This window comes from Lysinibacillus sp. C5.1 (genome assembly GCF_016350185.1).
Classification (GTDB): domain Bacteria; phylum Bacillota; class Bacilli; order Bacillales_A; family Planococcaceae; genus Lysinibacillus; species Lysinibacillus sphaericus.
Window position 1 is genome coordinate 1,935,770 of record NZ_CP066226.1, and the last position, 25,021, is coordinate 1,960,790.

26 protein-coding genes are annotated in these 25,021 nt (G+C 37.4%); 16 read left to right on the forward strand and 10 right to left on the reverse strand.

What is annotated here, in order from left to right; translation table 11 throughout:
• Positions 1-47 precede the first annotated feature (47 nt).
• Positions 48-1,289 carry a helix-turn-helix domain-containing protein gene (locus I5435_RS09095; protein WP_337983637.1) on the reverse strand — a complete coding sequence of 414 codons (1,242 nt, stop codon included), beginning with the start codon at positions 1,287-1,289 and terminating at the stop codon, positions 48-50.
• A gap of 206 nt (positions 1,290-1,495) precedes the next feature.
• Between I5435_RS09095 and I5435_RS09100 the strand changes: the two genes are divergently transcribed.
• A complete protein-coding gene (locus I5435_RS09100; RefSeq protein ID WP_337983638.1) occupies positions 1,496-2,794 on the forward strand; it encodes an MFS transporter in 1,299 nt (432 codons plus the stop codon).
• Positions 2,795-2,903: 109 nt separating this feature from the next.
• Here the strand turns inward: I5435_RS09100 and I5435_RS09105 are convergent, their stop codons facing one another.
• The 4 genes from I5435_RS09105 to I5435_RS09120 all read right to left on the reverse strand — a co-directional run bounded on the left by I5435_RS09105 (position 2,904) and on the right by I5435_RS09120 (position 6,754).
• Entirely contained in the window at positions 2,904-3,620 is a 717-nt protein-coding gene (locus I5435_RS09105) for a LutC/YkgG family protein (protein WP_337983639.1), read from the reverse strand.
• Positions 3,620-5,047, reverse strand: a complete 1,428-nt coding sequence (locus I5435_RS09110; protein ID WP_337983640.1) for a LutB/LldF family L-lactate oxidation iron-sulfur protein — start codon at positions 5,045-5,047, stop codon at positions 3,620-3,622. Before I5435_RS09110 ends, I5435_RS09105 begins: the two co-directional genes overlap by 1 nt.
• Before the next feature lie 25 nt (positions 5,048-5,072).
• Complete coding sequence (locus I5435_RS09115) at positions 5,073-5,789, reverse strand: (Fe-S)-binding protein (RefSeq protein WP_337983641.1); 717 nt, start codon at positions 5,787-5,789, stop codon at positions 5,073-5,075.
• A 233-nt stretch (positions 5,790-6,022) separates the two neighbouring features.
• A complete protein-coding gene (locus I5435_RS09120) occupies positions 6,023-6,754 on the reverse strand; it encodes a FadR/GntR family transcriptional regulator (protein ID WP_024363539.1) in 732 nt (243 codons plus the stop codon).
• A 481-nt stretch (positions 6,755-7,235) separates the two neighbouring features.
• Here I5435_RS09120 and I5435_RS09125 point away from each other — a divergent pair, with 481 nt between their 5' ends.
• The 5 genes from I5435_RS09125 (at position 7,236) to I5435_RS09145 (ending at position 11,192) form a co-directional block, all read left to right on the forward strand.
• On the forward strand, positions 7,236-8,915 hold the full coding sequence (locus I5435_RS09125; protein ID WP_337983642.1) for an L-lactate permease: 1,680 nt from the start codon (positions 7,236-7,238) through the stop codon (positions 8,913-8,915).
• Between the two features lie 282 nt (positions 8,916-9,197).
• Positions 9,198-9,908, forward strand: coding sequence for a cytochrome c biogenesis CcdA family protein (locus I5435_RS09130; RefSeq protein ID WP_024363541.1), 711 nt, complete (start codon positions 9,198-9,200; stop codon positions 9,906-9,908).
• Positions 9,909-9,941: 33 nt separating this feature from the next.
• The gene (locus tag I5435_RS09135; RefSeq protein WP_029747323.1) at positions 9,942-10,328 is read left to right on the forward strand and encodes a response regulator; all 387 of its coding nucleotides are present in this window, start codon (positions 9,942-9,944) and stop codon (positions 10,326-10,328) included.
• 24 nt (positions 10,329-10,352) lie between these two features.
• The gene (locus I5435_RS09140; RefSeq protein ID WP_024363543.1) at positions 10,353-10,850 is read left to right on the forward strand and encodes a CcdC family protein; all 498 of its coding nucleotides are present in this window, start codon (positions 10,353-10,355) and stop codon (positions 10,848-10,850) included.
• 150 nt (positions 10,851-11,000) lie between these two features.
• The gene (locus tag I5435_RS09145) at positions 11,001-11,192 is read left to right on the forward strand and encodes a hypothetical protein (protein WP_024363544.1); all 192 of its coding nucleotides are present in this window, start codon (positions 11,001-11,003) and stop codon (positions 11,190-11,192) included.
• Positions 11,193-11,272: 80 nt separating this feature from the next.
• Here I5435_RS09145 and I5435_RS09150 read toward each other — a convergent pair whose 3' ends face one another.
• Positions 11,273-11,701 (reverse strand): DUF2621 domain-containing protein, encoded by a 429-nt coding sequence (locus I5435_RS09150; protein ID WP_025219274.1) that lies wholly within the window; start codon positions 11,699-11,701, stop codon positions 11,273-11,275.
• A 306-nt stretch (positions 11,702-12,007) separates the two neighbouring features.
• Between I5435_RS09150 and I5435_RS09155 the strand changes: the two genes are divergently transcribed.
• The 6 genes from I5435_RS09155 to I5435_RS09180 all read left to right on the forward strand — a co-directional run bounded on the left by I5435_RS09155 (position 12,008) and on the right by I5435_RS09180 (position 16,703).
• Positions 12,008-13,363: an FAD-binding oxidoreductase gene (locus tag I5435_RS09155; protein WP_337983643.1), complete on the forward strand. Its 1,356-nt coding sequence runs from the start codon at positions 12,008-12,010 to the stop codon at positions 13,361-13,363.
• 341 nt (positions 13,364-13,704) lie between these two features.
• Positions 13,705-14,607, forward strand: a complete 903-nt coding sequence (locus tag I5435_RS09160) for a glycine betaine ABC transporter substrate-binding protein (protein WP_025219276.1) — start codon at positions 13,705-13,707, stop codon at positions 14,605-14,607.
• 179 nt (positions 14,608-14,786) lie between these two features.
• A complete protein-coding gene (locus tag I5435_RS09165; RefSeq protein WP_337983644.1) occupies positions 14,787-15,263 on the forward strand; it encodes a hypothetical protein in 477 nt (158 codons plus the stop codon).
• 128 nt (positions 15,264-15,391) lie between these two features.
• A complete protein-coding gene (locus I5435_RS09170; RefSeq protein ID WP_337983645.1) occupies positions 15,392-15,634 on the forward strand; it encodes a hypothetical protein in 243 nt (80 codons plus the stop codon).
• Positions 15,635-15,653: 19 nt separating this feature from the next.
• The gene (locus tag I5435_RS09175; RefSeq protein ID WP_337983646.1) at positions 15,654-16,271 is read left to right on the forward strand and encodes an FMN-binding negative transcriptional regulator; all 618 of its coding nucleotides are present in this window, start codon (positions 15,654-15,656) and stop codon (positions 16,269-16,271) included.
• A 111-nt stretch (positions 16,272-16,382) separates the two neighbouring features.
• Positions 16,383-16,703 (forward strand): thioredoxin family protein, encoded by a 321-nt coding sequence (locus I5435_RS09180; RefSeq protein WP_024363551.1) that lies wholly within the window; start codon positions 16,383-16,385, stop codon positions 16,701-16,703.
• Positions 16,704-16,758: 55 nt separating this feature from the next.
• Here the strand turns inward: I5435_RS09180 and I5435_RS09185 are convergent, their stop codons facing one another.
• On the reverse strand, positions 16,759-17,484 hold the full coding sequence (locus I5435_RS09185) for a MerR family transcriptional regulator (protein WP_024363552.1): 726 nt from the start codon (positions 17,482-17,484) through the stop codon (positions 16,759-16,761).
• A gap of 88 nt (positions 17,485-17,572) precedes the next feature.
• On the opposite strand from I5435_RS09185, the gene I5435_RS09190 reads away from it, so the two are divergent.
• The gene (locus I5435_RS09190; protein WP_024363553.1) at positions 17,573-18,277 is read left to right on the forward strand and encodes a CPBP family intramembrane glutamic endopeptidase; all 705 of its coding nucleotides are present in this window, start codon (positions 17,573-17,575) and stop codon (positions 18,275-18,277) included.
• A 67-nt stretch (positions 18,278-18,344) separates the two neighbouring features.
• On the opposite strand, the gene I5435_RS09195 is transcribed toward I5435_RS09190, so the two are convergent.
• Positions 18,345-19,553, reverse strand: coding sequence for an MFS transporter (locus I5435_RS09195; RefSeq protein ID WP_337983859.1), 1,209 nt, complete (start codon positions 19,551-19,553; stop codon positions 18,345-18,347).
• Between the two features lie 259 nt (positions 19,554-19,812).
• Positions 19,813-20,715: a cation diffusion facilitator family transporter gene (locus tag I5435_RS09200; protein ID WP_024363555.1), complete on the reverse strand. Its 903-nt coding sequence runs from the start codon at positions 20,713-20,715 to the stop codon at positions 19,813-19,815.
• 303 nt (positions 20,716-21,018) lie between these two features.
• On the opposite strand from I5435_RS09200, the gene I5435_RS09205 reads away from it, so the two are divergent.
• Positions 21,019-21,720 carry a Type 1 glutamine amidotransferase-like domain-containing protein gene (locus I5435_RS09205; RefSeq protein WP_337983647.1) on the forward strand — a complete coding sequence of 234 codons (702 nt, stop codon included), beginning with the start codon at positions 21,019-21,021 and terminating at the stop codon, positions 21,718-21,720.
• Positions 21,721-21,876: 156 nt separating this feature from the next.
• Here I5435_RS09205 and I5435_RS09210 read toward each other — a convergent pair whose 3' ends face one another.
• Positions 21,877-22,260 (reverse strand): RidA family protein, encoded by a 384-nt coding sequence (locus I5435_RS09210; RefSeq protein WP_025219281.1) that lies wholly within the window; start codon positions 22,258-22,260, stop codon positions 21,877-21,879.
• Between the two features lie 105 nt (positions 22,261-22,365).
• Between I5435_RS09210 and I5435_RS09215 the strand changes: the two genes are divergently transcribed.
• Together I5435_RS09215 and I5435_RS09220 are read left to right on the forward strand one after the other, a co-directional pair.
• Positions 22,366-22,704 (forward strand): winged helix-turn-helix transcriptional regulator, encoded by a 339-nt coding sequence (locus tag I5435_RS09215; protein WP_025219282.1) that lies wholly within the window; start codon positions 22,366-22,368, stop codon positions 22,702-22,704.
• Between the two features lie 1,335 nt (positions 22,705-24,039).
• Positions 24,040-24,921, forward strand: coding sequence for a cation diffusion facilitator family transporter (locus I5435_RS09220; RefSeq protein WP_024363560.1), 882 nt, complete (start codon positions 24,040-24,042; stop codon positions 24,919-24,921).
• Positions 24,922-25,021: the final 100 nt, after the last annotated feature.

Genomic DNA, 25,021 nt, shown 5'->3' on the forward strand with positions numbered 1-25,021 from the left:
GACAGCGGTCATTCTAACACTTTTTTCAATGTCCCGTTCTTCGTTTATTACCTCGAATCGATTTCTGCTTTAATCGTTAAATAGGTTTCCTTAATTTTTTGCTTATATGGAAGGTCAATTAAATCGATTGAGTCAATATAAGCTTTTTTGGCAATTTCATAGGCAGTCGTCAATTCACCATGCTGTGCATAGCAAAGAGCTTTATAGGAAAAACATTCATTCATACTAAGCAAATCATAAGGATGTGAGATGAAAATAGGGATTTCTGTAAAGTGGTTAAAGGCCTCAAGTGATTCCGCATAACGACCAAGTAAATACAACGATTTTCCCTTTTCAGCGTAATAAAAATTCGAATCTAGTTTAGTGGAGCCAGTAAGTGCACGGAATTGTTCGATTTCAACTAATGCTTGCTTATAATCATGTGTATAATTGTTATAATAATGGGCTTTTAAGACGTATATAAAGGCGTCGACATCAGCTTGTTCAACAAACATGCGATATTGCTCCAACTTCATAATCATTTTATCTGCCTGTTTGAAGTCACCATCTATCATCGCACAATAGGCACCAATACGGTATAAATCATCGATATGATAAAACAATTGATTTTGATGTGCATGTTCTATCGTTTCTTTGATGAGTTGTTTACCAGCTTCATGTTCACCGATGGCTAGTTGAAAAATACAAATATAATAAGCTAATTTTGCAGTATCTCGGGAATCTAACGGATAGTTTTCATGTGCAACTTCTTCTTTTACTTGTAGAATACAGCGATAAGCCTCATTGTATCGACGATTTTCTGACAAAATAGCGAGTTGTAGAATATAAGTTTTTAACCAATGGCTTAATAAATTAATTTCTCTAAATATTTGCCGTGCTTGTTGTAGCGGCGCCTCCCATGTCAATAAACCTGCCTCATATTGTGCATCAGCATAGATATACAGTAAACGTCCTGCTTCATAGCTAAGAGGGAAATCTTCTATATAAGGTTGAATGATATCAACAATTTGCTGATGGTTATCCGCATCTCCTCGTCTTACTTCAGCAAACATAATTTCTACTTGCTCCAGCAACTGACGTATATCAGAGGATGCTACTTGTTCAAGTAGTTCACTTGCTTTGACTCCAAGTCGTTCCGCAATATATTCTAAGCTTTCCATTGATGGCTTCGCTTTATCGTTTTCTATTTGGCTGAGCATACCTTTTGTTAGACGATCGGCAGCAAGCGCCTCTAATGTTAATTTTCGTTCTTTTCGTAATTTGCGAATTCGCGTGCCTAAAGAGTCCACTGCCCCGCCTCCTTTCTTTACTACTAACAATAATCACTAATCTTTGTAAAGTCTATACATTTTGCCAAAAGCAAAAGAGAAACTCGATGCCACCTAATTGTTTAATTATATTAAACTTTTTATTGCGCGAAAAGTGGGAATCGTGTTATATTTTGTTTAATAAAATTAAACTTTTAAATTAAATTAAAATATGGAGGGGTTTTTTAATGAGTGAAGCGGCAAAATATAAAAAGGCGACCTATCATTTGTGGACTTTTACCGCCAGTAAAATGATTGCAATGTTAGGGTCGCATGTATTGTCTTTTGGTATTAGTTTGTATATTTTAGCGATGACGGGTTCCGCTACCAGCTTTGCAACAAATATGATTTGTTCCATATTACCTAGAGCACTTGTTGCGCCAATAGCAGGATATGTCGCAGATAATTATGCAAAGAAAAGAACAATATTAATAGCGCAAGCTGGGACGATTTTAACGATGGCAAGTTTATTGTTTTATACAGAGACAATTGGTATGTCTGTTAATGCGATTTATGTGACTACCGTATTTTATACGCTTTGTTCAGCATTTTCGAGCGTAACCTTTACTTCAGCAATTGCAACACTCGTTAATCCAGAACGTTTACAGCGGGCAATGTCATTTAACCAAATGTCGGTGTCTGTAGCGGCTGTTGGGGGACCTGTTATCGGTGGGATGATGTACGGCTTTTTCTCTATGGAAGTATTTTTAATTGTTCATATGGTAGCGTATGCGATAGCCTTTTGCTTAGAGGCCACGATGAATTTTAATTTGTATAGTACGCGAGGGGACACTGCTAAAGCGGAAAAGATATGGCAAGGACTTGTTGGAGGCTTTCGCTATATCAAACAACATAAGGTGATAAAAGTTGTGATGTGGCTATCGTTGTGGATTAATTTATTTTTCTCTGCCATTGTCGTTGGTGGAACGTATATCATTATCGAATTACTAAAGGTTGAACCTACCCATTTTGGTTTTATTGAAGCAGCGGGGGCGGGTGGTATGTTAGTGGCTTCCATCTATTTTGCATCACGTGCCGAAATAAAAGTGCCACTTCGTTTTTCTAAAATAAGTTTATTGTTGCTTTCAAATAGCTTAAGTTTTGCGATAATCCCTTTAGTGACAAATCTTTCGTATGCAATGATTGTTATCTTTTATATTGGGTTGTATTTTATTTTTGCTATTTTTGAAATGGGTGTAAATATGCCTCTAGGCGTTTTTATGCAAAAGCTTATTTCCGAGGAGTATCGCGGACGTGTATTTGGACTAATGGAAACAATGGCGATGTCCATGATGCCAATGGGTATGCTTGTCTATGGAGTACTATACGATTCTCTCCCAGCAACTGGTATATTGCTGGTGACGAGTATAATTATAGTGGTAATGACACTTGTATTACTGCGGAGGTCAGTTTTAAAGGAAGCGCATCCTGAATTTTACGATGACAAAACGCTAGTAAAGAATAGCAAACTAATACCAAATAGGTAGAATTCTAGCAGTGGCGAAAACGGGGATTTAGTGGCGATAACCACTATCGGATCGATTCAATATAAAGCAAAACAGGCATGCAGTACATCTGGCATGCCTGTTTCCATCATTATTGATCTTCGATAACGATATAAGTGGCTTTAATCGGACCGTGGACACCAACGACAGGAATCATTTCAATATCTGCGGAATTACTAGGACCTGTAATAAAATTAATGCAAGAAGCGATATGTTCTCCATTTTGAACTTTTTGGCTCATCCATCGAGCCGCTTGGGTGATGCGTGGAACGATGGTGCTTTTAGGAATTAAAATAATCGACTTTTCTGGTAAAAAGCTTACCGTTCGCCCTCTATATTTATCGCTAAATAGGACGGCTGTTCCAGATTCGGCTAAAGTCATCTCACTAATTGTCAAACCGATATTTGCTTTTTCGGCTTGTCGGATATTTTCCTCTGGCTGTGTTTCATCCCATACATAAAGTTCAATATCGGCTTGTGGCCATTGTGTATGCATCAATTGAGCTAAACCATAATTTTCAAAGCGTTCGTCTTGCCATGTAATGACAGAGCGTCCACCGTATTGCTCTACGACTTTTTGTAAATCCGTTGCTAGATTTTCTGTAGTAGTAACTATAAGATCAGTATTAATATTTTTACATTGCTTCGCTAAGACAGCAACGAGTTCATCTTTCGTAGCATCTTTTAACACACGGTCTTGAGGTTGGTATTGCCAAATCGGCTTAGCCAGTGTTGTTTTTGGTGCTCGTCCAAGTTGCTTGGCAATATTCGATAAAAATGCATCTCTATTTACAATGCTTCCTGCCATTATTCAGAACCTCCTTTTGTACGGCTGTTAAACCAGCTTCGGAAATTTTCTTTATTCGGAGCTGGGAAATCTCTTGCTTCTGTCCATGCTTTTAATGGTCCTGGGCCGTTTGAAATTTTATTATCCTTTGTAAATGGAGACATGGCTGGTGATGCTATTTTCGTTGCCATTTTGTATAAAGTAGGGGAGGAAGCACCTAAGCCAAACGCCTTCATAAGAAGCTTTTCGGACACCGGGGCTCTTCCTTCATTTTCAACGATGACCTGACGATGGCGATGAATTAGTTGATGCAATGGGATTTTGACAGGACATGCATCTGTGCAAGCGCCGCATAAAGTCGAGGCATATGGTAACTCCTTGAAATCATCATAACCACCTAGCAATGGTGACAACACAACACCGACAGGACCTGAGTAAATCGAACCGTACGTATGTCCACCAACATGACGGTATACAGGGCAAGCGTTAACACAAGCTGCACAGCGAATGCATTGCAAAATTGGTTGGAATTCCCCCCCTAAAATAGCTGAACGGCCATTATCGACAATAACTAAGTGGAATTCATCTGGCCCATCCGTATCGCCTTCATCTTTTACACCAGTTAACGTCGTAATATAGCTTGTTAGCTTTTGTCCAACAGCACTTCTCGTTAATAAACTAACGAGGACCTCCATTTCTTCGAACGTGGGCACAATTCGTTCCATGCCCATCACAGTAATTTGTGTTTTAGGTAAGGCGGTTACTAAATCAGCATTTCCTTCATTTGTAACGAGTGTGATGGAGCCACTTTCTGCGATAGCGAAGTTACAGCCAGTAATGCCAATATCTGCTGTTAAGTACTCATTTCGTAGTTTTTCACGAACATAAAGGGCTAGTTCTTCTGGTTTTTCTGTTTGCTCATAGCCTTGTTTTTCTTTAAATATATCGCGAATTTGCTCTTTATTTTTATGCAAGGCTGGTACGACGATATGCGATGGGGGTTCATGATCTCCAACTTGCAAAATATATTCGCCAAGGTCTGTTTCAATCACTTCACAGCCCAGTTGTTCGAGCGCGGGATTTAAATTGATTTCTTCTGTTACCATGGATTTAGATTTGACGATTTTTTTCGCTTGTTTTTTTTCGGCGATTTGTTGAATATAGCTAGTAGCTTCTTCGGCAGTTTTAGCAAAATATACATGTCCACCACGATTTGCTACATTTTCACTCAGTTGATATAAGTAATAATCTAAATTGGCGAGAACATGCTGGCGAATTTCCTCACCATGTGAACGCCATTCTTCCCAGTGCCCAAGCTCATCTGCTTGTTGCAATCGGCGCGTTTGAAAGCGTTCTTGTGCACTGGAAACCGCACCTCGCATAAAGGTATTTTCTAGCTCTTTTGATACTCGCTTATTAAACCTATCATCGCTTGTTTTCATTGCCATTCGATTATCCTCCTCTAAAAGCCACTTATCGGCAGTTTAGTACTTCCGCAATATGCATCACTTTAATGGGTTTGCCTTGTCGCTCAATACGCCCCCCGATATTGATTAAACAGCCCGCATCCGCACCGATTAAAATATCTGCTTCCGTTTCTTCCACGTTTTGTACTTTTTCATTGACCATTTCTCCAGAAATATTCCCCATTTTTACTGAAAATGTGCCGCCAAAACCACAACAGCGGTCTTTTCCTGGGAGTTCTACGTATTGTAAACCTTTAACATTTCCTAATAATTTCATTGGTGCTTCTTTCACACCGAGCAATCTAGTCATATGGCAAGAGGTGTGGAATGTCGCTTTACCTTCTAAATGTGCACCTACATCTTCAATCTGTAGAATGTCTACAATAAATTCCGTGAATTCATATGTTTTAGCAGCTAACGCCTGTGCTTTCGCTTCCCATATAGGGTCCCCTTTAAATACTTCAGGATATTCTTTAAACATATAAGCACAAGAGCCAGAAGGGGAGACGACGTACTGTGCATGTTCAAAAGCAGTTATCATTTTTTTCATCGTATTTTTCGAATCCTGTACATAACCACTATTATAAGCAGGCTGTCCACAGCAAATTTGATTTTCTGGAAAGTCGATGTCACAACCTAGTCTTTCTAAAACTTCGACAACTGCTTTTCCTACCTCACCTTGAAACATATCGACTAAACAAGTCGCAAACAGTGTTACTTTCATGCTTTTCGCTCCTTTTGTATGGATTTGCAATTTCAATTGATTAATCAACTGGTCATCAGATGACTTGGTGGACAGTTAGATTGTTTTTATCATACTACAACCTATAAGATGGGTGGAAGTGCTATTTGCAAATTTTCAAAAAATAGGGGAGGGACAAAAAAGAAAAGTGCTAGATTGTGTTCAATCAATCTAACACTTTTTGCGATAACATCAGCTCTGGCAATTTATGAATTTTATTCCTTTGTAGATTCGGTTGTGTCGAAATAGTGCATTAAAACTTCCTCTACATTGCTTAAATGAGAAGACATTGCATGCTTTGCTAGCTCTTCGTTTTGTTGTTTAATGGCAAGAAAAATTTGCATATGTTCATCATATAATTTTTCGCTTGTCGTTTTTTTAGAATACAACCAAATACGACGCGTTTCTTTCATTGTTTCAATCATTAAACCGGATACTTGGTCTAAAATTGTTGCCAGTAGGGGGTTTTGAGAGGCAGCAGAGATTGCCGCGTGAAATTGAAAGTCCGCTTTTTCACCAAGCTCTCCATCACCCTGTGCTAGTTTCATGTCATCTAAAATACGCAACATTGTTTGTATATCTTCATCTGTCCGATGAATGGCAGCACTGGCAGCGGCACCCACTTCAATAATTTTGCGTACTTTTAATAGATGGGAGACATCTTTTTTATTTGTTAATGTGAGTGTTGAAAGTGGGAAGTCAAGTTGTTTGGATGGAGTGCTCTTAACAAAAGTGCCGGAACCTTGTTTAATTTCGATTAAGCCCATTGCTTTTAGTGCAGATAAGGCTTCTCTTATGGCAGACCTACTTACTTGTAATTGTTCAGCAAGTTGTTCGACAGAGTCAAGACGATCTCCTGGTTTCAGGTCGCCAGCTCGAATTTTTTCATAGAGCATTTCTGATACTTCCTCATATATTTTTTTCGGTTTAATTTTCTTTAATTCCAAGGAGCTACACCTCATTCATCTCAATCAATTGCTCTATATAAGTATATTATACATGAAGAATGCTAATTTACTCACTGTTTCTCATGAATACTTTTCTTGGGTGTTTAGGATTAAAATATTGTACAGTTTTGCTAGTAATTGCTACTTAAAGTAGCTAAAATAAAAATTTTATTTTAAAAATATATTGAATTTTTAAAATTTAGTTCATATAATTTTAACATATAGTCATCAGATGACCTAATCTATTTAAGTTTGGAGGGCGTAAACCAGCTTAGCAAAAAAGTGTTGAATGTTTAATTACAAGATAACTTCAATTGACGTTTTTACAAGTTTGACAAAACGAAGATAGTAGCATTGGAGGAGCAAGAGGCTCGTGATGGTCGTGTCTTGCTTCTATTAGACTGCAACTGAAAACATCAACAATCTGTTAATGCCGTATTGTCATGATTGGGGAGAACTTTTTATTTTGGGGGTATGCAATTTGACATTTACACAAAATTTTACTGCTGTGGGGGATAGTTTGACGTGGTCGGCAATCGTCGCTGTTATACCAATACTTTATTTTTTCTGGGCGTTAGCCATAAAAAAAATGAAAGGCTATATGGCAGGTTTAACAACTCTGCTTGTCTCTTTATTATTGGCTGCCATTGCATTTAAAGTGCCGCTAGGGACAGCGGTAATGTCCGCCACACAAGGGGCTGTGTATGGTCTACTACCAATCGGTTGGATTATTATTACATCGGTTTTTTTATACAATATCACGGTTAAAACAGGGAATTTTAATATTATCCGTTATTCTGTTTTATCGATAACCGAAGACCGCCGTATTCAAGCGTTACTCGTCGCGTTTTCATTTGGTGCATTTTTAGAAGGAGCCGCTGGTTTTGGCGCACCGGTTGCTATTTCAGCAGCATTATTAGTAGGTCTTGGTTTTAATCCGTTATATGCTGCAGGTCTTTGTTTAATTGCAAATACAGCCCCAGTTGCATTTGGTGCCATCGGTGTACCAATTACGGCTATGGAAGGACCAACGGGTATCGCCGCATTTGAAATTTCAAAAATGGTTGGACGTCAATTACCGTTTTTAGCAGTCTTTATTCCATTCTTCTTAATTTTTATTATGACTGGTTTTAAAAAAGCTTGGGAAGTGATGCCAGCCATTTTAGTATCTGGTATTTCATTTGCTGTCACACAATTTTTAAGTTCGAATTTTCTCGGTCCTGAATTACCGGATGTTTTATCTGCTCTAGTATCACTTTTTGCACTTGCCGTTTTCATGAAGTTTTGGCAGCCGAAAACGATTTATCGTTTTGCTTCCGAACAAGAGATTACAGCTGATACAATGTCTAAAAAAGAGTCGTACAGCGGAGGAACAATCATAAAATCTTGGTCACCATTTATTATTTTGACGGCTTTTATTTCTTGCTGGGGGATTCCTGTAGTCAAAAGTGCTTTAACGGGAAATTATGACGGTACAAATGTTATTTTAAAAGGGGTAAATTTAGTGGGGCAAGCGATGACATTTACGGCTGAAGTACCGCTTTTACATAATCAAGTAGTGAGTGGCGCAACGGGGGAAGCAATTGCAGCTTTCTATAAGGTAGAACTTCTAGGTGCGGCAGGTACAGCTATTTTATTATCTGCCATCGTTTCTAAATTTATTTTTAACGTTTCGTGGCGCAATTGGGGAACAACATTTTTTGAAATATTAAATGAAATTAAGTACCCGCTTATTACGATTTGTAGTGTCGTTGCCTATGCCTATGTGACAAATACAGCAGGTATGATGACAACGCTTGCTTTAGTTTTAGCGAAGACGGGTGTATTATTCCCATTCTTCTCACCTGTGCTAGGTTGGCTCGGTGTATTTATTACAGGATCTGATACATCTTCAAATGTCTTGTTTGCCAAGCTCCAGCAAGTGACGGCTGATTCTGTTGGAATGGAACCGGTGCTTGCACTTGCAGCGAATGCATCGGGTGGTGTAACCGGTAAAATGATTTCACCACAATCTATCGCAGTCGCCGCCGCCGCGGTTGGACTTGTAGGGAGAGAATCAGAATTGCTGCGCTTCGCATTAAAGTATAGTGTGATGTTGCTATTATTTATCTGTATACTAACCTTTTTACAAAGTAATGTCCTAACTTGGATGATTCCATAGACCAGTGAATTTTTTAGTAAAAGGTATTGAGAATCGCTTTCTCAGTACCTTTTTTCTGATTAGCAAACATAAAAGGGCTTTATTTTAAATTCTTGTATTATTGCAAATTTCGTTGACAGAAAAACGTAGCGGGCGCATAATTCAGAAGTGCCTTTTGCAAAGCAAAAAGATTTCGCAGTTTCTACAACTTTTCGTCAAGAAACGTTCACAAGCATTAAGGGCGCAATTTCCATTGTTTTTTGGTACGATGGAGGCAGTAACTGTAAGGAGAGAATGAAAAATATGGAAACTGATATTAACGTTTTTCTAGCGTTTGGAGCGGGCTTTTTAAGCTTCATTTCACCGTGTACTCTGCCACTGTATCCAGCATTTTTATCATACATAACGGGAATGACTTTGGATGAGCTAAAATCTGAACGTGGCATGATGCAAAGGCGTGCTATTTTGCATACGCTATTCTTTTTATTAGGATTTTCAATTATTTTTATTATGATTGGTCTAGGCGCATCATTAGCAAGGGAATTCTTCCTAAACTATCAAACATTATTGCGTCAAGTTGGCGCCATTTTAATCGTTATCTTTGGGTTAATGATTGTAGGGTTACTGCAAATTGATTTTTTAATGAAAGATCGAAAATTTCAATTCAAAAATCGACCATCCGGCTATATAGGTTCCATATTAATCGGCATCGCATTTGCGGCGGGTTGGACACCATGTACAGGTCCAATTCTAATGTCCATTATTACGTTAGCTGGAGCAAATCCTTCTTCAGGGTTTAGCTATATGTTTGCTTACTATTTAGGTTTTGCCATTCCATTCTTTGTGTTATCATTCTTCATTTCACGTATGAATTGGATTCGCAAACACAGTCAAAAAATCGTAAAAGTTGGCGGCTATATTATGATTGCGGTGGGGATATTGTTATTCTTTGATGGTTTAACATATATCACGCGATTATTGCAGCCTATTTTCGGTGGATTTATTGGCTTCTAATCTGCTAAACTAAAGGGCATACCATACTTTAACGTGGAGGGAGATGAATACGTGCCTACAGTTTTAGTAGTGGATGATACGCTATTTATGCGTGTTACAATCAGTAATATGTTTACTGAATGGGGTTATGAGGTAGTTGGCAATGCAGTGAATGGTAAAGAAGCTGTAGAGCTGTATCGAGAGTTACAACCAGATCTTGTAACAATGGATGTAACGATGCCCGTTATGACAGGTATTGCGGCTGTAAAAAGAATCATCCCAGAATTTCCTAATGCAAAGATAGTTATGATTACAGCATTAGGACAACAAAAATTAATTGTAGAAGCAATTGAAAGTGGAGCGAAAGATTTTATTACAAAGCCTTTCGAGCCAGAAAAATTAAGAGCTGTAGCAGACCAGCTAGTTGGTCAAAGTTGCTAATTTAACATCAGAGGAGGATTCTTTATGTTAAGCAATATCCCTTCTCAATATTATGTTATAGGTTCGACTATAATGGCCATTATAATGGGTAGCTTTGTGATGGTATTACGTATGCGAGCTTCCAAAAAACCTACAAATGAGAAGAAAATTATCATTCCACCTATTGCCATGTCATCAGGTGCGTTAATGTTTTTATTTGCACAATTTCGAGTGCCACCTATGCAGATTTTAGAAGCTGCTGCGGTAGGTATGGTGTTCTCGACCATTTTAATTGCTACTTCGAAATTTGAAGTAAAAGGTCACGATATTTATTTAAAACGTTCAAAAGCGTTTGTATTTATTTTAGTTGGGCTGTTAATCTTCCGTGTTGTGGCAAAAATGATTTTAAGTAGCTCGATAGATGTCGGGGAGTTAGCAGGTATGTTTTGGATTTTAGCATTTGCAATGCTATTGCCTTGGCGAATTGCAATGCTGATTCAATTTAAAAAAATCAAGAAAACGATTCCATTAAAAAATATGTAAAGAAAAGAAACTACACTAGCACATTTGCTGTTGTAGTTTTTTTAACGTATACAATCATTTTTTGTATGAAGAGGATATGGTGCAATAAGCGATTTCTAATCGACAACGTGGTATACTAGGAACCATGTTAAAAAATGAGGAGTTACTTAGATGAAATATTTTAAACCACAGATGCAGTTGCTTGTAAAAGAAAACCGTGAATTGCATGACCGATTAAAAGAGCTAATGGCGGATATGGATTTGCAAAAAAACTATGCATTAAAAGCACTGTATCATGCAGAAGTGGCAGACGGTGGGCGCTATCAACAAGATTACCAAGCGCTTGATCATTTATTTAAATAAAGCATAAATCGCTAAACTAATTAAATCGTTCTATATCAAAAAAAGCCGCACCTATTGCAGTGCGGCTTTTTTGCATCCTATTAGTCAAAAAGATGCTCATATGGGGTAACATCAATTTGCATTTGATCTAATTTTTTACGTAAAAATTTGTGGTCACGTTTAGGCGTAGCTTGAATATAACCGCGTATAATTAAATCATTGTCTATAGCTGTCGCCTTTTCTTCTAAAGCGAGCTCGCCAATTTTACCTGCAATTTTTTCTTTCGCCACTTGTCTAAATAGCTCAGGTACTGGGCTCACCAACTCATATAGAAATTCCTTCTCAGGTTGTCCCCATAGATGAATCGTTTTATCTAAGTAAAATTCCTGCCAATCTAAATCTGATTTCCCATCCTGCTTTGGTAAAGCCTTTAAAAACTTGCGGAACATGAAAAATCCGCCAATAGCCATTAGCGAAATAAGGACGACTACCCAAAATAAAATAAACCATAAAAACCAACCATCTAACAAATCGTTCACCTCTTTGTCTTCTCTCACTCTATTATAAAAGCTTCAACAAAAAAATTCATCCTTATTGTGCCTCTTTTTATAAATCGTTTAAATAAATGTAAGTATTGCACTCTAGTGAAAAAAGTTACTAAGTTTGGCACAGTATGTTGTTGGGCTTGATGAGCAAGCAAGATGAGCTACTGCCCATATTCAGAAGAATCTAAGTCTCTTAATTTATTTCTAGTCAGTAAGTTTCCTTATACCCAAACCTATCACCCTACAACGAATATACTAGTTTAAACAACGCGGACTACTAGAGGTGAAGAAATGGAGCAGGATTCATTGTTTTTTAAAGGGCTGACTGGTGAAGTTGTCACGTTAAAAGATGCGAATTATGATGAGGCACGACAGGAATGGAATCGTGCAATACAAAAGTATCCAATCGTAATCGTTTATTGTGAAAGAAAGCAAGATGTTATCAATGCTATTCGATGGGCACGTAGACATTGTGTACCTATTCGAATCAGATCTGGTGGACATCATTATGAAGGATATTCTACAGGTGATTATGTATTGGTTATTGATATTAGTCGAATGAATGCGATGACAATGGATAAAAAACGTCATCGCTTAAAAATAGAAGCCGGAGCAAAAAATGCTGAGGTGTATGAGTTTATTGGTACGAATGGTTATACTTTTCCAGGTGGTACTTGCCCAACTGTTGGTGTAGCAGGGTTTACGCTCGGAGGAGGCTGGGGATTTTCTAGTCGACTATACGGTTTGGGATGTGATAGTTTAGTTGAATTTGAGTTAATTAATTACGAAGGAAAGCTTATTAAAGCAAATAAACAGTGTAACGCGGATCTTTTCTGGGCGTGTCGTGGGGCAGGGGGAGGTAACTTTGGAGTTGTGGTCAGTATGACATTTCAGTTGCCAAAGCCCATCAATGCTTCTATTACACTTATTAGATTTTTTTATGTAGGGTCAACGCAAGCTAAGCAAATGCAAGTAATGAATATTTTGCAAAACTGGTTGCCACAGTTAGATAAACGAATGACAGTGGTTGCAAGCTTTTATAATGCGGAAGGCGAAGGGTTAGGTATTTTTGCTAGCGGATTTTTTTACGGACCTTCGGAGATGGCTAAGAAAATTTTACAACCCTTTGCTGAGGTAGAAGGGTTTCAGCTAGAGCTAGCACAACTATCATTTTTAGAAGCGGTTAAAAAGGTAGAAGCGACCTATCCACCATATGAAAAATTTAAGTCAACAGGTAGATTTGTTCAAAGACATTATACACTTGCGGAGCTTCAAAACACCGTTGCGCTACTAAATAATCCTCCACAAGGTTCCGTGTATACGGCTATATCTTTTTATGCATTAGGCGGAGAAATTAGCCAAGTTGGCAAAGCGGAAACCGCATTTTTCTATCGCAATGCTAAGTATATTATGGGTATTCAGTCTGTGTGGGCAGAAGATCAATACGCAAAGGAAAATGAAGCATGGGTGCGTCAACGTTTTGAATTTATTAAAACCATTACGGAAGGCTCTTATGTAAATTTTCCAATCAATCATCTCTCAAATTATGACAAAGAATATTTTGGAGGCAATGCACAACGCTTGCATCAGGTAAATAAAAAGTATGATCCGTTTAATGTCTTTAGTTTTCCTCAAGGATTAGGCTAAATACTGCATAGGGCGTTCGTAATGAATGTATTTTTCACTGGGTTAAGTGCATAACAGAACACTCGAACATAAGGCGATGATTGACGTTCATCGTCTTTTTCGTTATTTCTAAAAAGGAAGATACACGATGCCCATTTTGAAAATTAAATCGAAGGGGCAAAGTAAAGCCAACAGGGCTATTTTTACATCCCTTTAAATGGAAATATAAATTTGCCTTCATTGACAAAAGTAACAACTTGTTGTTAAAATCAAGTTGTTACTTTGAACCAGATAAACTTATATAAAGTTGGTCAAAGGTCTAGAGACAAGGAAAGTCTCTTCTTAATTAAGGGGGATGTAAAATGGTCAAGTTGAAAACAGTAGGACTTACTTTTGGAATAGCTGTTTCGTTACTATTAGCAGGATGTGGTGATAAAAATGATGGAGATGCAACAGGCAAGACCAAAAGCATAGGTGAGCAGGTTGATTATAAAATTATAGGGATTGAACCAGGAGCAGGATTGACGGAGCTTTCGGAAAACACGCTAGCGGAATATCAAAATTTGCAAGGTTGGGAACTGGAGGAAAGTTCAACACCTGGGATGTTAGGTTCATTAGAGCAAGCTATTCGAAATGAAGAGCCTATTATTATTACAGGATGGACACCGCATTGGATGTTTTCATCCTACGATTTAAAATTTTTAGAGGACCCTCAAGGGACATTAGGTGGAACGGAAAATATTAATACACTTGTGCGCAAAGATTTGGCTAAAGACTTACCCGATGCCTATACACTGCTAGATCAATTCTATTGGGAACCAGAAGATATGGAAGCTGTAATGTATGAAGCTCAAACAACTTCTTTTGAAGAGGCGGCAGACAAATGGATCGCACAAAACGAAGAGAAGGTAAATGAATGGACAAAAGGGATGACAAAAGTGAAAGGCAAAGAAATTGAATTAGCGTCTACTCCATGGGATTCAGAAAGAGCTTCAAGCAGTGTACTACAAGCAGTATTTGAAGAACTTGGATACACAGTCACAATCACCCCAGTTGATCCTGCCATCATGTTTCAAGCAATCGCATCAGGAGTAGCCGATGCAACTGTCGCTGCTTGGTTACCAACGACACATAGCTCCTTTTATGCAAAATACAAAGATGACTTTGTTGATTTAGGAGAGAATTTAACAGGGACCAAAAATGGATTTGTTGTTCCTACATATATGGATATCGATTCCATTGAGGATTTACAACCAAAACAATAGGTTAAGAGATAACAAGGGGAATTTCCTAATAGTTAGGAAATTCTTTTTTTTGTTAAAGTGGAAGTAAAAAGGGATTCATTACAAGCGTGTCGAAATAGGATGAATTGAATTCTATGTAACTTACTATAATGTAGAAGACTAAATAAGCCAGTTTTGAGCAAATAGAAGGAGTCAAAGAGATGACGTTATATTCCGTTCTAGTAGCAGATTGCGAATTACAAACAGTAGATTGTACAGGAATTACTGAAATCACTGTAAGAGAATTAAAAAAATTACATCCGATAACAGGGGATACGCCAGAACAGCCTTGGCACTCGATGGATGATGACGCAAGGATTGTCTATGCGCCAGATGAATCAGCTTTCGGTCAATTGCATATTTTCGAATGGAATAATCCGCCCTATGATTTAGCGCTGTATAATGAAAAAAGTTATGTATATGGCATTGAGGGCAATTGGGGCCCGCAATTTTTAGATGATTTATTAAGCTATTTAAAGCAACATATCAAACCGGAGCAAAACGTGGACTTAATTAGGTTTTGGGCAGGAGAATATGACCGAACATTAAAAAGCCGTCGTATCCATATTGCCGAAATCGAAAGCCATCACCTTGAAAGCTTACAGAATGAACAGTACATATGTGTCGCATTTGTGTAACTTAAAGCATGTGAAGTCTTTTTTCTAGAATAAAGTTAGGATTTTGGTATTTGAATTATGGCAGATTTCCGTGCTATGTTTTCATGCTGTATCAAGGAAATAAGATTTATAAAGGGGCTGTATATCAAATGACTATACAAATCAAAAAGTGCAAGCTTGAAGATGTACATGTACTCCGAGAAAAAAGTATTGAAACGTTTCAGGATACATATAGCAAACAAAATAAGCCTGAAAATATGCTAGCCTATTTGGATAGAGCATTTCCTCCTCATCATTTGGAGCGGGAACTAGTGAATCGTGGTTCCCAATTTTATTTCATTTATTTCGATGAAGACGCTGCGGGCTATTTAAAAGTAAATACAAATCACTAAATTGGAAAGGCGGACGATTATGTTTATTCCTAAATACTATAAAGTGACAGATGTTCATGAAATTGAAGCGTTTATTCAAATGAACTCTTTTGCTACACTTGTCACAACAAAACAAGGCACACCAATCGCCACTCACTTACCGTTAATGTTACATAAAAAAGGCGAGGACACGTATCTTACTGGCCATATGGCATATGGGAACCCACAGTGGAGAACATTTGCATCTTGTGGGGATGTGCTCGTGATGTTCCAAGGGCCCCATGCATATATTTCTTCTTCTTGGTATTCGCACGAAAATGTGCCAACGTGGAATTATCAGGCGGTCCATATTTATGGCACAGCAACACTTTTAGATAAAGATGAATTAAGCGAAGATTTAACGTGGCTGCTAGAAAAATATGAGAAGCATAGAGAGCAACCTGTTTTATGGGAAAACCTTTCACCAGAGCTTTTAGAAAAAGAAATGAAAGGTATTGTTGGATTTAAAATAAAGATTAGCGATATACAGGCTGCCTATAAATTAAGTCAAAACCGTACTGATGCAGACTATGGAAATATTATTGCACAATTGAATAATGAAGCAACACCAAATTCAAAACAAATAGCAGAGCAAATGGCAAAGCAATGTAAAAAATAACGAGAGGCATCTTTTTTATTGCGCTAGATGGACATGCAAAGCATGATTGTTTAACCATATTTTAATAAATGTTATGATGAATTAATAACTGTGAAAAAGGGGATTGTTTTAATGGAAAATTTACTCTCAATAGAGCAATTTGAAAACTTAAAAAAAGGTGAACGTACAATATTTGTTTTTTCAGCAGACTGGTGTGGAGATTGTCGATTTATTGATCCGATTATGCCGACAATTGAAAAAAACTACAGCAATTATCATTTTGTGAAAATTGACCGCGATGATTTCATCGATTTATGTGTTGCATTAGATGTATTTGGTATTCCAAGTTTTCTAGCTTATGATAAAGGCAATGAAGTTGGCCGCTTTGTTAGTAAGGACCGTAAAACACAACAAGAGATTGAAGCTTTTTTAGATGGATTAACTTTATCGTAAGACTTGCCTAAGCTATAGGGGACGCTATCTCCTATAGCTTTTTATTTGCCTGCTTTCAAGCTGTTACATAAGCAATACAACGTTCCACATACGCTAGTACCTCTGCTGAAATCGGGTATAATCCTGTTTTCTCTGTAGGGAGTTTTCGAACTTCCCAAAATTGATCCATTAAATCCGTGTCGCCTTGAAACGTATCGTTTGATAATTCGATTATTTTGGAACCAATTTGAAAGCCTTCGTCCGATTCAGCTTGAATATTGTTTTTGATACACCATTCAATTTGTCGTAGTAATCCAATATATTGCTGTGTCATTATGTCATTGCTACTGAGGTTTGGAATAGTTTGTTGTAAAAATGTTTGTTCATGCTCTTGGAAATAGTCCACCCATTTTTTAGAGGTGCTTTGAGAACGTTGAACGAGTTCCGTCACATGTTCCCACGATAATGATTCTTCTAAATCCATCATATTAATCAATGATGTCGTATGAGAGATACTTGTTTGCAGTTCAGCAAGTCGTTCTTGTAAGTAATTGTGATGTGAAATTAAAATTTGTTTATAGGAAAGTTTATCTAATAAATCACGAATTTTATCGAGTGGAAGTGACAGCGTTTTTAGAATGATGATTTTCTCTAATTTAAACAAGTCTTCTTCTGAATAGTATCGTCGTCCATAATCATCTTTAAAACTTGGTGTAAGCAGATTAATTTGATCGTAATACCGAAGTGTGCGAATGGAAATATTTCGCTGTTTCGCTACCTCTCCAGTCGTCCATTGTTTCATTTTCATTCCTCCTGAAAAAAAGATTGCAGGTGACGTTACGTCATCTCATACACTTAGATTACATCATATAAAGGAAGAAGGATAGAGAATGGAAACGAAACAAATGAACTGGAAAAATCAAGATAATTGGGGATGGAGAGAATTTATTTTATTATTGCTAGTAGAGTTTGTTGTTGTCATCGGCATTATTAAATGGCTAGTGAAACCAATGTATGCTCACTTGTTTCGTAATGAGCTATATGCTGGAACATTAACAGGGTTCACGATTGCAATTACGCTTGTTTTTGGTGTTTATTTTATAGCGCTACGCCCTAAAAAGCTTTCATGGCGTGAAGTAGGAATAACATCAATTTCGTTGAAGCAATGGAAAACGATACTATGCTATTCGGTTCTGTTAATGATTGGCGCCTTACTAATCGTTGTGCTAACAAGTTATATTGGGTTTTCGGTGGAAAATAGCAAAACACAGGCCATACAGCAGAACGTAACCTTCTTTACGGTACTAATAGCCTTTCTCTCTGCGGCTGTTATTTCACCAATATACGAAGAGATTTTTTATCGAGGGTTTTTATATCGCTGGTTACGTACACGCTTAGGATTGGTCGGTGCCATTATCCTTAGCTCATTTATTTTTACGATTGCTCATATCCCCACCTATAATGTCATGCCCGTCAACTTCTTTAGTGGCATTATTTTTGCTTTAGCATATGAACGCACGAATTCTATTTGGCCTTCCATTATCATTCACGGCTTAACGAATGGCATGATGGTTTTGCTGACAAGTTTGGGATGAATAGATGGTTAACATCGACAAAAAAACCAGGTCTCATTAAACTGAGAGCCTGGATCGGTCGATTGAATCATGATTTTGCTTGACGGTACCAGATAATCACAGGGATTAATAATAAAGATAATAGTCCACCAGTTAATGATAAAGTGGCGTAACTGGAATTCGCTACTATCATCCCCGAAAGTGCCCCTCCTGAAGCACCTGCCAATGCGATAAAAACATCAATTGTGCCTTGGATTTTAGCGCGTGTTGAAGGTTCTGTGGCATCAACAATTTGAGCAGTTCCGCTAATTAAGCCGAAATTCCATCCTATACCTAATAAAGAAAGAGCGACGATCAGCATAAACATAGAATCACTTGGTGCATAGGCCGCTATTAAACCTGCAAACAGTAAAATAACACCAGCAGCAATACTCATGGCTGTTCTACCAATCTTGTCAACAAGGATACCTGTGACAAGAGAAGGAAGATACATGGCACCAACATGGAAACCAATAACGATTCCTACAGCACCTAAACTTTGTCCATGATGTTGCATATGGATGGGCGTCATTGTCATAATGGCTACCATAACGATTTGCGTAAGAATCATCACAACTGCGCCAACGATGATACCTTTTTTATTCATTAAAGGAGGCGCCTGATGAAGAGCTTCTCCAGATACGATTTGATGTTGGTGATCTTCTATCGATTTTGCTAGCAGTAAAGGATCTGGACGAAGCATGATGAAAAGAACCAAACCTGCTAATATAAATGCAATGGCAGATAATAGAAATGGACCAGCTAATGAAGGAATACCGATAGAAAGCGCAAATTTGCCCATGACATCCACTAAATTTGGTCCTGCTACGGCCCCGAATGTGGTCATAACCATCGTAGTACTAATGGCCGTTGCGCGTTGTTTGTTATTTGCTAAGTCTGTACCGGCATATCGAGCCTGTAAATTTGTTGCTGTGCCTGCACCGTAAACAAGTAAGGAAGCAAATAGTAAAAAAACACTGTTAATTAATGCTGCGATAACAACGCCAATAGCGCCAAGACCACCAGTGATAAAACCAGTAGCGAGCCCTATACGGCGACCATAGCGTTGCGAAAGTCTTCCCACTATAAAAGCGGCCCCTGCTGAACCTAATGTAAATAGGGCAGAGGGTAATCCGGCAAATGCGTCCGTGCCAAGCATTTGTTGGGCTAAGAGAGCGCCTACCGTGATACCAGCAGCAAGACCTGCTCCACCGAAAATTTGCGATAAACTAACTACAATTAAAACCCTTTTATACATTTTTTTCAGCTTTTCGGGAGAATTTACATACTGCCCGATTGAATGATTTACACTAGCCAATTATATGGAACACCATCTTTCTAACTATATGATTAACAAAAACTTTTAGCTCATTTACCAAGCTTACCATACTCCTGCAATTGTAGATATATGCCAATTTGCAGTGAAAAATTTTGTTTATTACATAGAACATAGCTTGTAATTTTAAAAAAACTCCTAACGAATAAAGCTTCGTTAGGAGGTGCAAATGATTTTCCTTCTATTGATTATGATCGTACCAAGGATTTAGGTGAATCAGAACTTCTTCTACATTCGGATGTTTCTCCATTATCGTTTTCTTGATTTTACGGATAATATCATGTCCTTCTTGGATTGTTAAATCAGCAGGTACCCCCACACGCAAATCGACTAATACATAGTGCCCATGTTCTCTCGCTCGTAGACGATCTATTCGTTTTACTTCAGGAATAGTGAGGATTAACGTTTTGAAACTAGCTAGTGTATCAGGACTTACGCTTTTCTCCATAAGTGTGTCGATAGCTTCTAATAACATCCCATAGGCAAGTTTGAAAACTAAAATGGTCACAATGATACCCGCAATGGGATCACCATATGTAAGGATATGAATATGATAATTTTCCCCAACAAGTGCAAGCCCGATTCCTAATACGGCTGCTAATGAAGCATATACATCAGCAAGATGATCATAAGCAGTGGCAATTAAGCCTTTACTATTTGTTCTTTTGCCAATTTTTATCGTATATACGTATAAAAGGAGCTTCCAAACAAGTGATATGATAGCCGTAATAAAGGCAATTAAACTTGCTTTTTCAGGTTCCTGAAAGAATGCTGTAACGGATTCATAAGCAATATAAAGAGCTGCCATTATTAATATAATTCCTACAATGGCGGAACTAATTACTTCTGCTTTTCCGTGTCCGTATGGATGATCTTCGTCGGCAGGACGTTTAGAAATACGCATAGATGTTAAAGCGGCACCGCTTGCTATTACATCACCTGCATTATGATAGCCATCAGCTAAAAGAACGGGACTGTGGAAGATAGTACCAACTGCTATTTTTAAAATAGTTAAAACGATGTTGCTTATTAAACTAATCCATCCAGCAACGATTGTAGTATTGGAATTTGTGCTTTGATTCATAAATGTATACCTCCAATAAAATTCTTTCCTAAAAGCAACAAAAACCTTTGACTCGTTTTAAGTCAAAGGTTTTGATTAAAAAAATATAGGTTTTGTGAACTTGAAATGTGTATCATCTTTCTCACTCCAATATAAGCGTTCATTGAGTGTAACATATTCTATTCATCGGTTCAATCATGGTTTGTCCAACTTTTTTTCTTAAAAACAATGGGGATATTTATTGTTCAGTGGTACTATTTAATAATATAGGTAATAAAAGGTAAAAAATTGTATAACGTATTAAATAAGAAAGGACGTAGACTTATGAAACAAATTATAGCACTTGGGGGCGGTGGCTTTTCTATGGAGACAGAAAATCCTTTGCTGGATCAATATATTCTTCAGCAATCTATGAAAAAAAATCCGAAAATTTGCTTTCTTGCAACAGCAAGTGGGGATTCAGAAAATTACATTTGTCGATTTTATCAATTCTTTGAAAAACAGGATTGTCAGCCTTCGCACTTATCATTATTTAACCCACCTACAAGAAATATAGAAAGCTTCTTACTGGACAAAGATATTATTTATGTTGGTGGGGGGAATACAAAGAATTTATTAGTGCTATGGAAGGAATGGGGATTGGATACTATTTTGAAAAAAGCGTGGGAGCAAGGAATAATACTAGCTGGTATTAGCGCGGGCTCCATTTGCTGGTTCGAGGAAGGGGTGACAGATTCTTATGGGGATGGATTGGAACCTTTACAGTGTTTAGGTTTCCTAGAAGGGAGTAATTGTCCCCATTATGATGGAGAATCGGATAGAAGACCTTCGTATCAACAGCTTATTACTAATAAAAAAATTAAACCCGGTTTTGCAACGGATGACGGTGTTGCCATTCATTTCATTGAACAGGAAATCCATACTATTGTAAGTTCAAGACCTAATGCGAAAGCGTATAAAGTATATGATGATGATAATAAAGTTATAGAGAAAGAGCTTGCAACAAAATTTCTAGGTTTTAATTAGTAGTGATGGAATGGCAAATTCCTTTCAAAAACACAAAACCCCGAATAGTTCCGCTTTTCTTGAAAGGTTCTTTGCCCGGGGTTAGTGTTATAAGCGGGCTCCTAACTTAATGATCCGAAGCCGAAGCTTACTTTCGCTGACACAACATGCCTTTACTTAGTTAGTATGTGCGATGGCGCTGATTTCAATTAGTTGTTCTGGTGATGCCAAGTAAGTCACGCCGATAAGGCTACCGGCTGGTCGATGTTGCCCAACGTAGTCCTTGAATAGTCGAAGGACTGGTTCAGTATGTGCTTCCGCATTTGTTAAATAGATTTCCATATAAGCAAGGTTAGATCTTGTTGCACCGAATTTTTCCAAAACGCCATCTAGATTTTTAAGCGTTTGCTGTGCTTGTGCTTCGATATCGCCATCGCCAACGAATGTACCCTCCGTATCATGGGAAAACTGCCCCGAAATGTAGATAGTGCCGTTGACACTGTAGCCCTGTGAAATACCGTGATCCCAAAGGTCGTGATTGTAAATTGTAATATTCTTCATTTTTTTCTCTCCTTTACTTTAAAGTAATGTCAGTATAAAATGAACGCGAACAAAAAAATAGTACGCACTTTTTTGAAAGGTACTATCAGAAAGGATAGTGTAAATATGGGTTTGGCTGATTACAAAGACACGGGGACTATCCAAGAAACCCCGTTTGGCTATACATTATCAGTAATTGGTGGTAAATGGAAAATGCTAATTATTTATATTTTGGCGGAACATCAAACGGTTCGGTTTAATGATTTGAAACGCAAAATAGGTGCAATTACCTTTAAAACATTAAGTGCACAACTGAAAGAATTAGAAGCAGATGGAATAGTCAGTCGAAAAGAGTATCCGCAGATTCCACCTAAAGTGGAGTACAGTCTTACAACTAAAGCGGAAACGTTATTGCCTGTTTTGGAACAGTTATGTGAGTGGGGAGAAAAAAACAATACGCATTAATGTCTTGCTGTAAAGCGTACCTCACAAACTAAATGAAATGAGCGATGAATGGATGCAGGAGCTACAGTTAATTTGCCATTTCTGTTGCAGAGATTGATTGAAAGCTTCAATAATCTCTTTTTTTCTGTTTCTTAGTATCAATAATTTTAAATAGAAACAACAGTAGACTACAAGAAAAAACAATAGACAGTACACCTTTAACCGCCCGCATGACAAAAGTATCAATAGGGAAATCGAATAAAATATACCCCAAACAATATATCCACGATACAATTATCAACAATTGAAATACTATTTTCTTCATGACATATTCTCCCTTAAAAGTAATGCTTTTTTTACTAGCTAAAAAATTTTATCTACAAGAATCGTAACATAGTAAGGTGCAGGTGGACACAAATGTAAGATTAGATGAATTTTATTGCACAAGATTAAGGTGTATGTCTGTTTCTAACTTGAAGGTTTCTACAATGATGACTAATGGTCACTTGCTAGTAAAGAATAAGAAAAAGCACGATTTTATCCAGTTTTATCATTAAAGCAAAGATAAGTTTAAAAAGATATATTAACCTATCATTTTTTTATTTCAACAATTAATAAAACAAGAGCGCAGATACAGCTATCACGCTAAGGATTAATCCGAAATTAAACATAGATATAAATAAAGAAATATAACTCAATTGCTTGTAATGCAGCAACTGAAGTATTCAATAAATATACCTGAACCTACAAATTACAAGTTGTTTGTCAGAAGAGAAACTAGTATTTAATTTAAATACTAGTTTTAAAAATATATTGTATTTCGATAAAAATATATTGAATTATAAAATATAATCGGTTATTCTTTAGACAGTTGATAGGTGGTGAGTTATAAAACAGCAGGAACTAACCAAGTGGGAAGAACTTACTGTTTTCTGTTGGTTATTTGCTTTATTGCTCTGTGCTTTTTTAGAAAAAATATGTAAAGTATTTGATTGTCAGAGGCAATCTATCTATCATGCTCATCATTAATTTCTATCAAAAAACGCAAGACGTAGTATAAAAAGTGTTTCTATAATGGGCTACCAACCATAAAATATAGAACCAGCCACTCATTTAAAAGGGAGTGGCTGGTTTTTTTTGTCTAAATCGTCTACAAAATGATATTTTTTTGACAGCTCTAAACATTATTCAAAAAACATACTTGAATGGACGAGCGAAACTGCTAGATAAAGGAGTGTATAGCAGAGCCATTGAGCGGCATAATGATAGCAAGGTAAAATTCCACAATGGAACAGTGAGGGTCTCCAACTGCTCTATTGCTTCAGCTTAAACTATATAAAAATTAAAGAATGGATGATGAATTTGTCACATTTTAATAATCATGGGCAACAGGATGGGAGTAAAAATAAAATAGCCTTGAAATGGACTTTCTTTCTTATAGCGGGGTTTATGATTGTCGAAGTGATCGGTGGCATCATGACAAACAGTTTAGCGCTATTATCAGATGCAGGCCATATGTTAAGTGACGCTGCAGCGTTAGGGTTAAGCTATATTGCTGTATCCATTGGTCAAAAAGCCGTAACAAATCGAAAAACGTATGGCTATCGTCGGTTTGAAATATTTGCTGCTTTTATAAACGGTCTTACGTTAATTGCCATTTCGCTTTATATTTTTTATGAAGCTTTTCGCCGATTTTCAGAACCACCAGCCGTGGCAAGTACGGGTATGTTAATCGTTGCAACACTTGGTTTACTGGTCAACATTGGCGCAGCGTTTATCCTTAAACGAGGGGATAATGATAATCTCAATGTGAAAAGTGCTTTTTTGCATGTTTTAGGTGATATTCTCGGCTCTGTAGGAGCGATTACGGCAGCATTGCTTATTTTATTTTTTCAATGGAATTTAGCCGATCCTATTGCAAGTATGATTGTGGCGTTTCTTATCATTATTAGCGGCTATCGTGTTACGCGGGACTCCTTTAATATTTTGATGGAAAGTGCGCCAGAAAATTTGCCAACGGATGATGTCAAAGCGAAGTTAATGACTGTTGAGGAAGTCGAAGAGATTACCGATTTACATATTTGGTTAATTACAATGGATTTCCCATCTTTAACTTGTCAAGTAGTGGTAAATCAAGCAGCAGATGAACAAATTGTATTACGGAAAATACAAAATCTGTTACACGACGAATTTGCATTGCATCATATGACGATACAGATTGAAAAAAAGAACAATTAGAACGGAAATATCATTACGTGATGGGGAATCTACATAATGCAATATCCATGTAGATTATTCAAGAAAACTAATCAGCGTATACTTACTGAATGATAGCGTT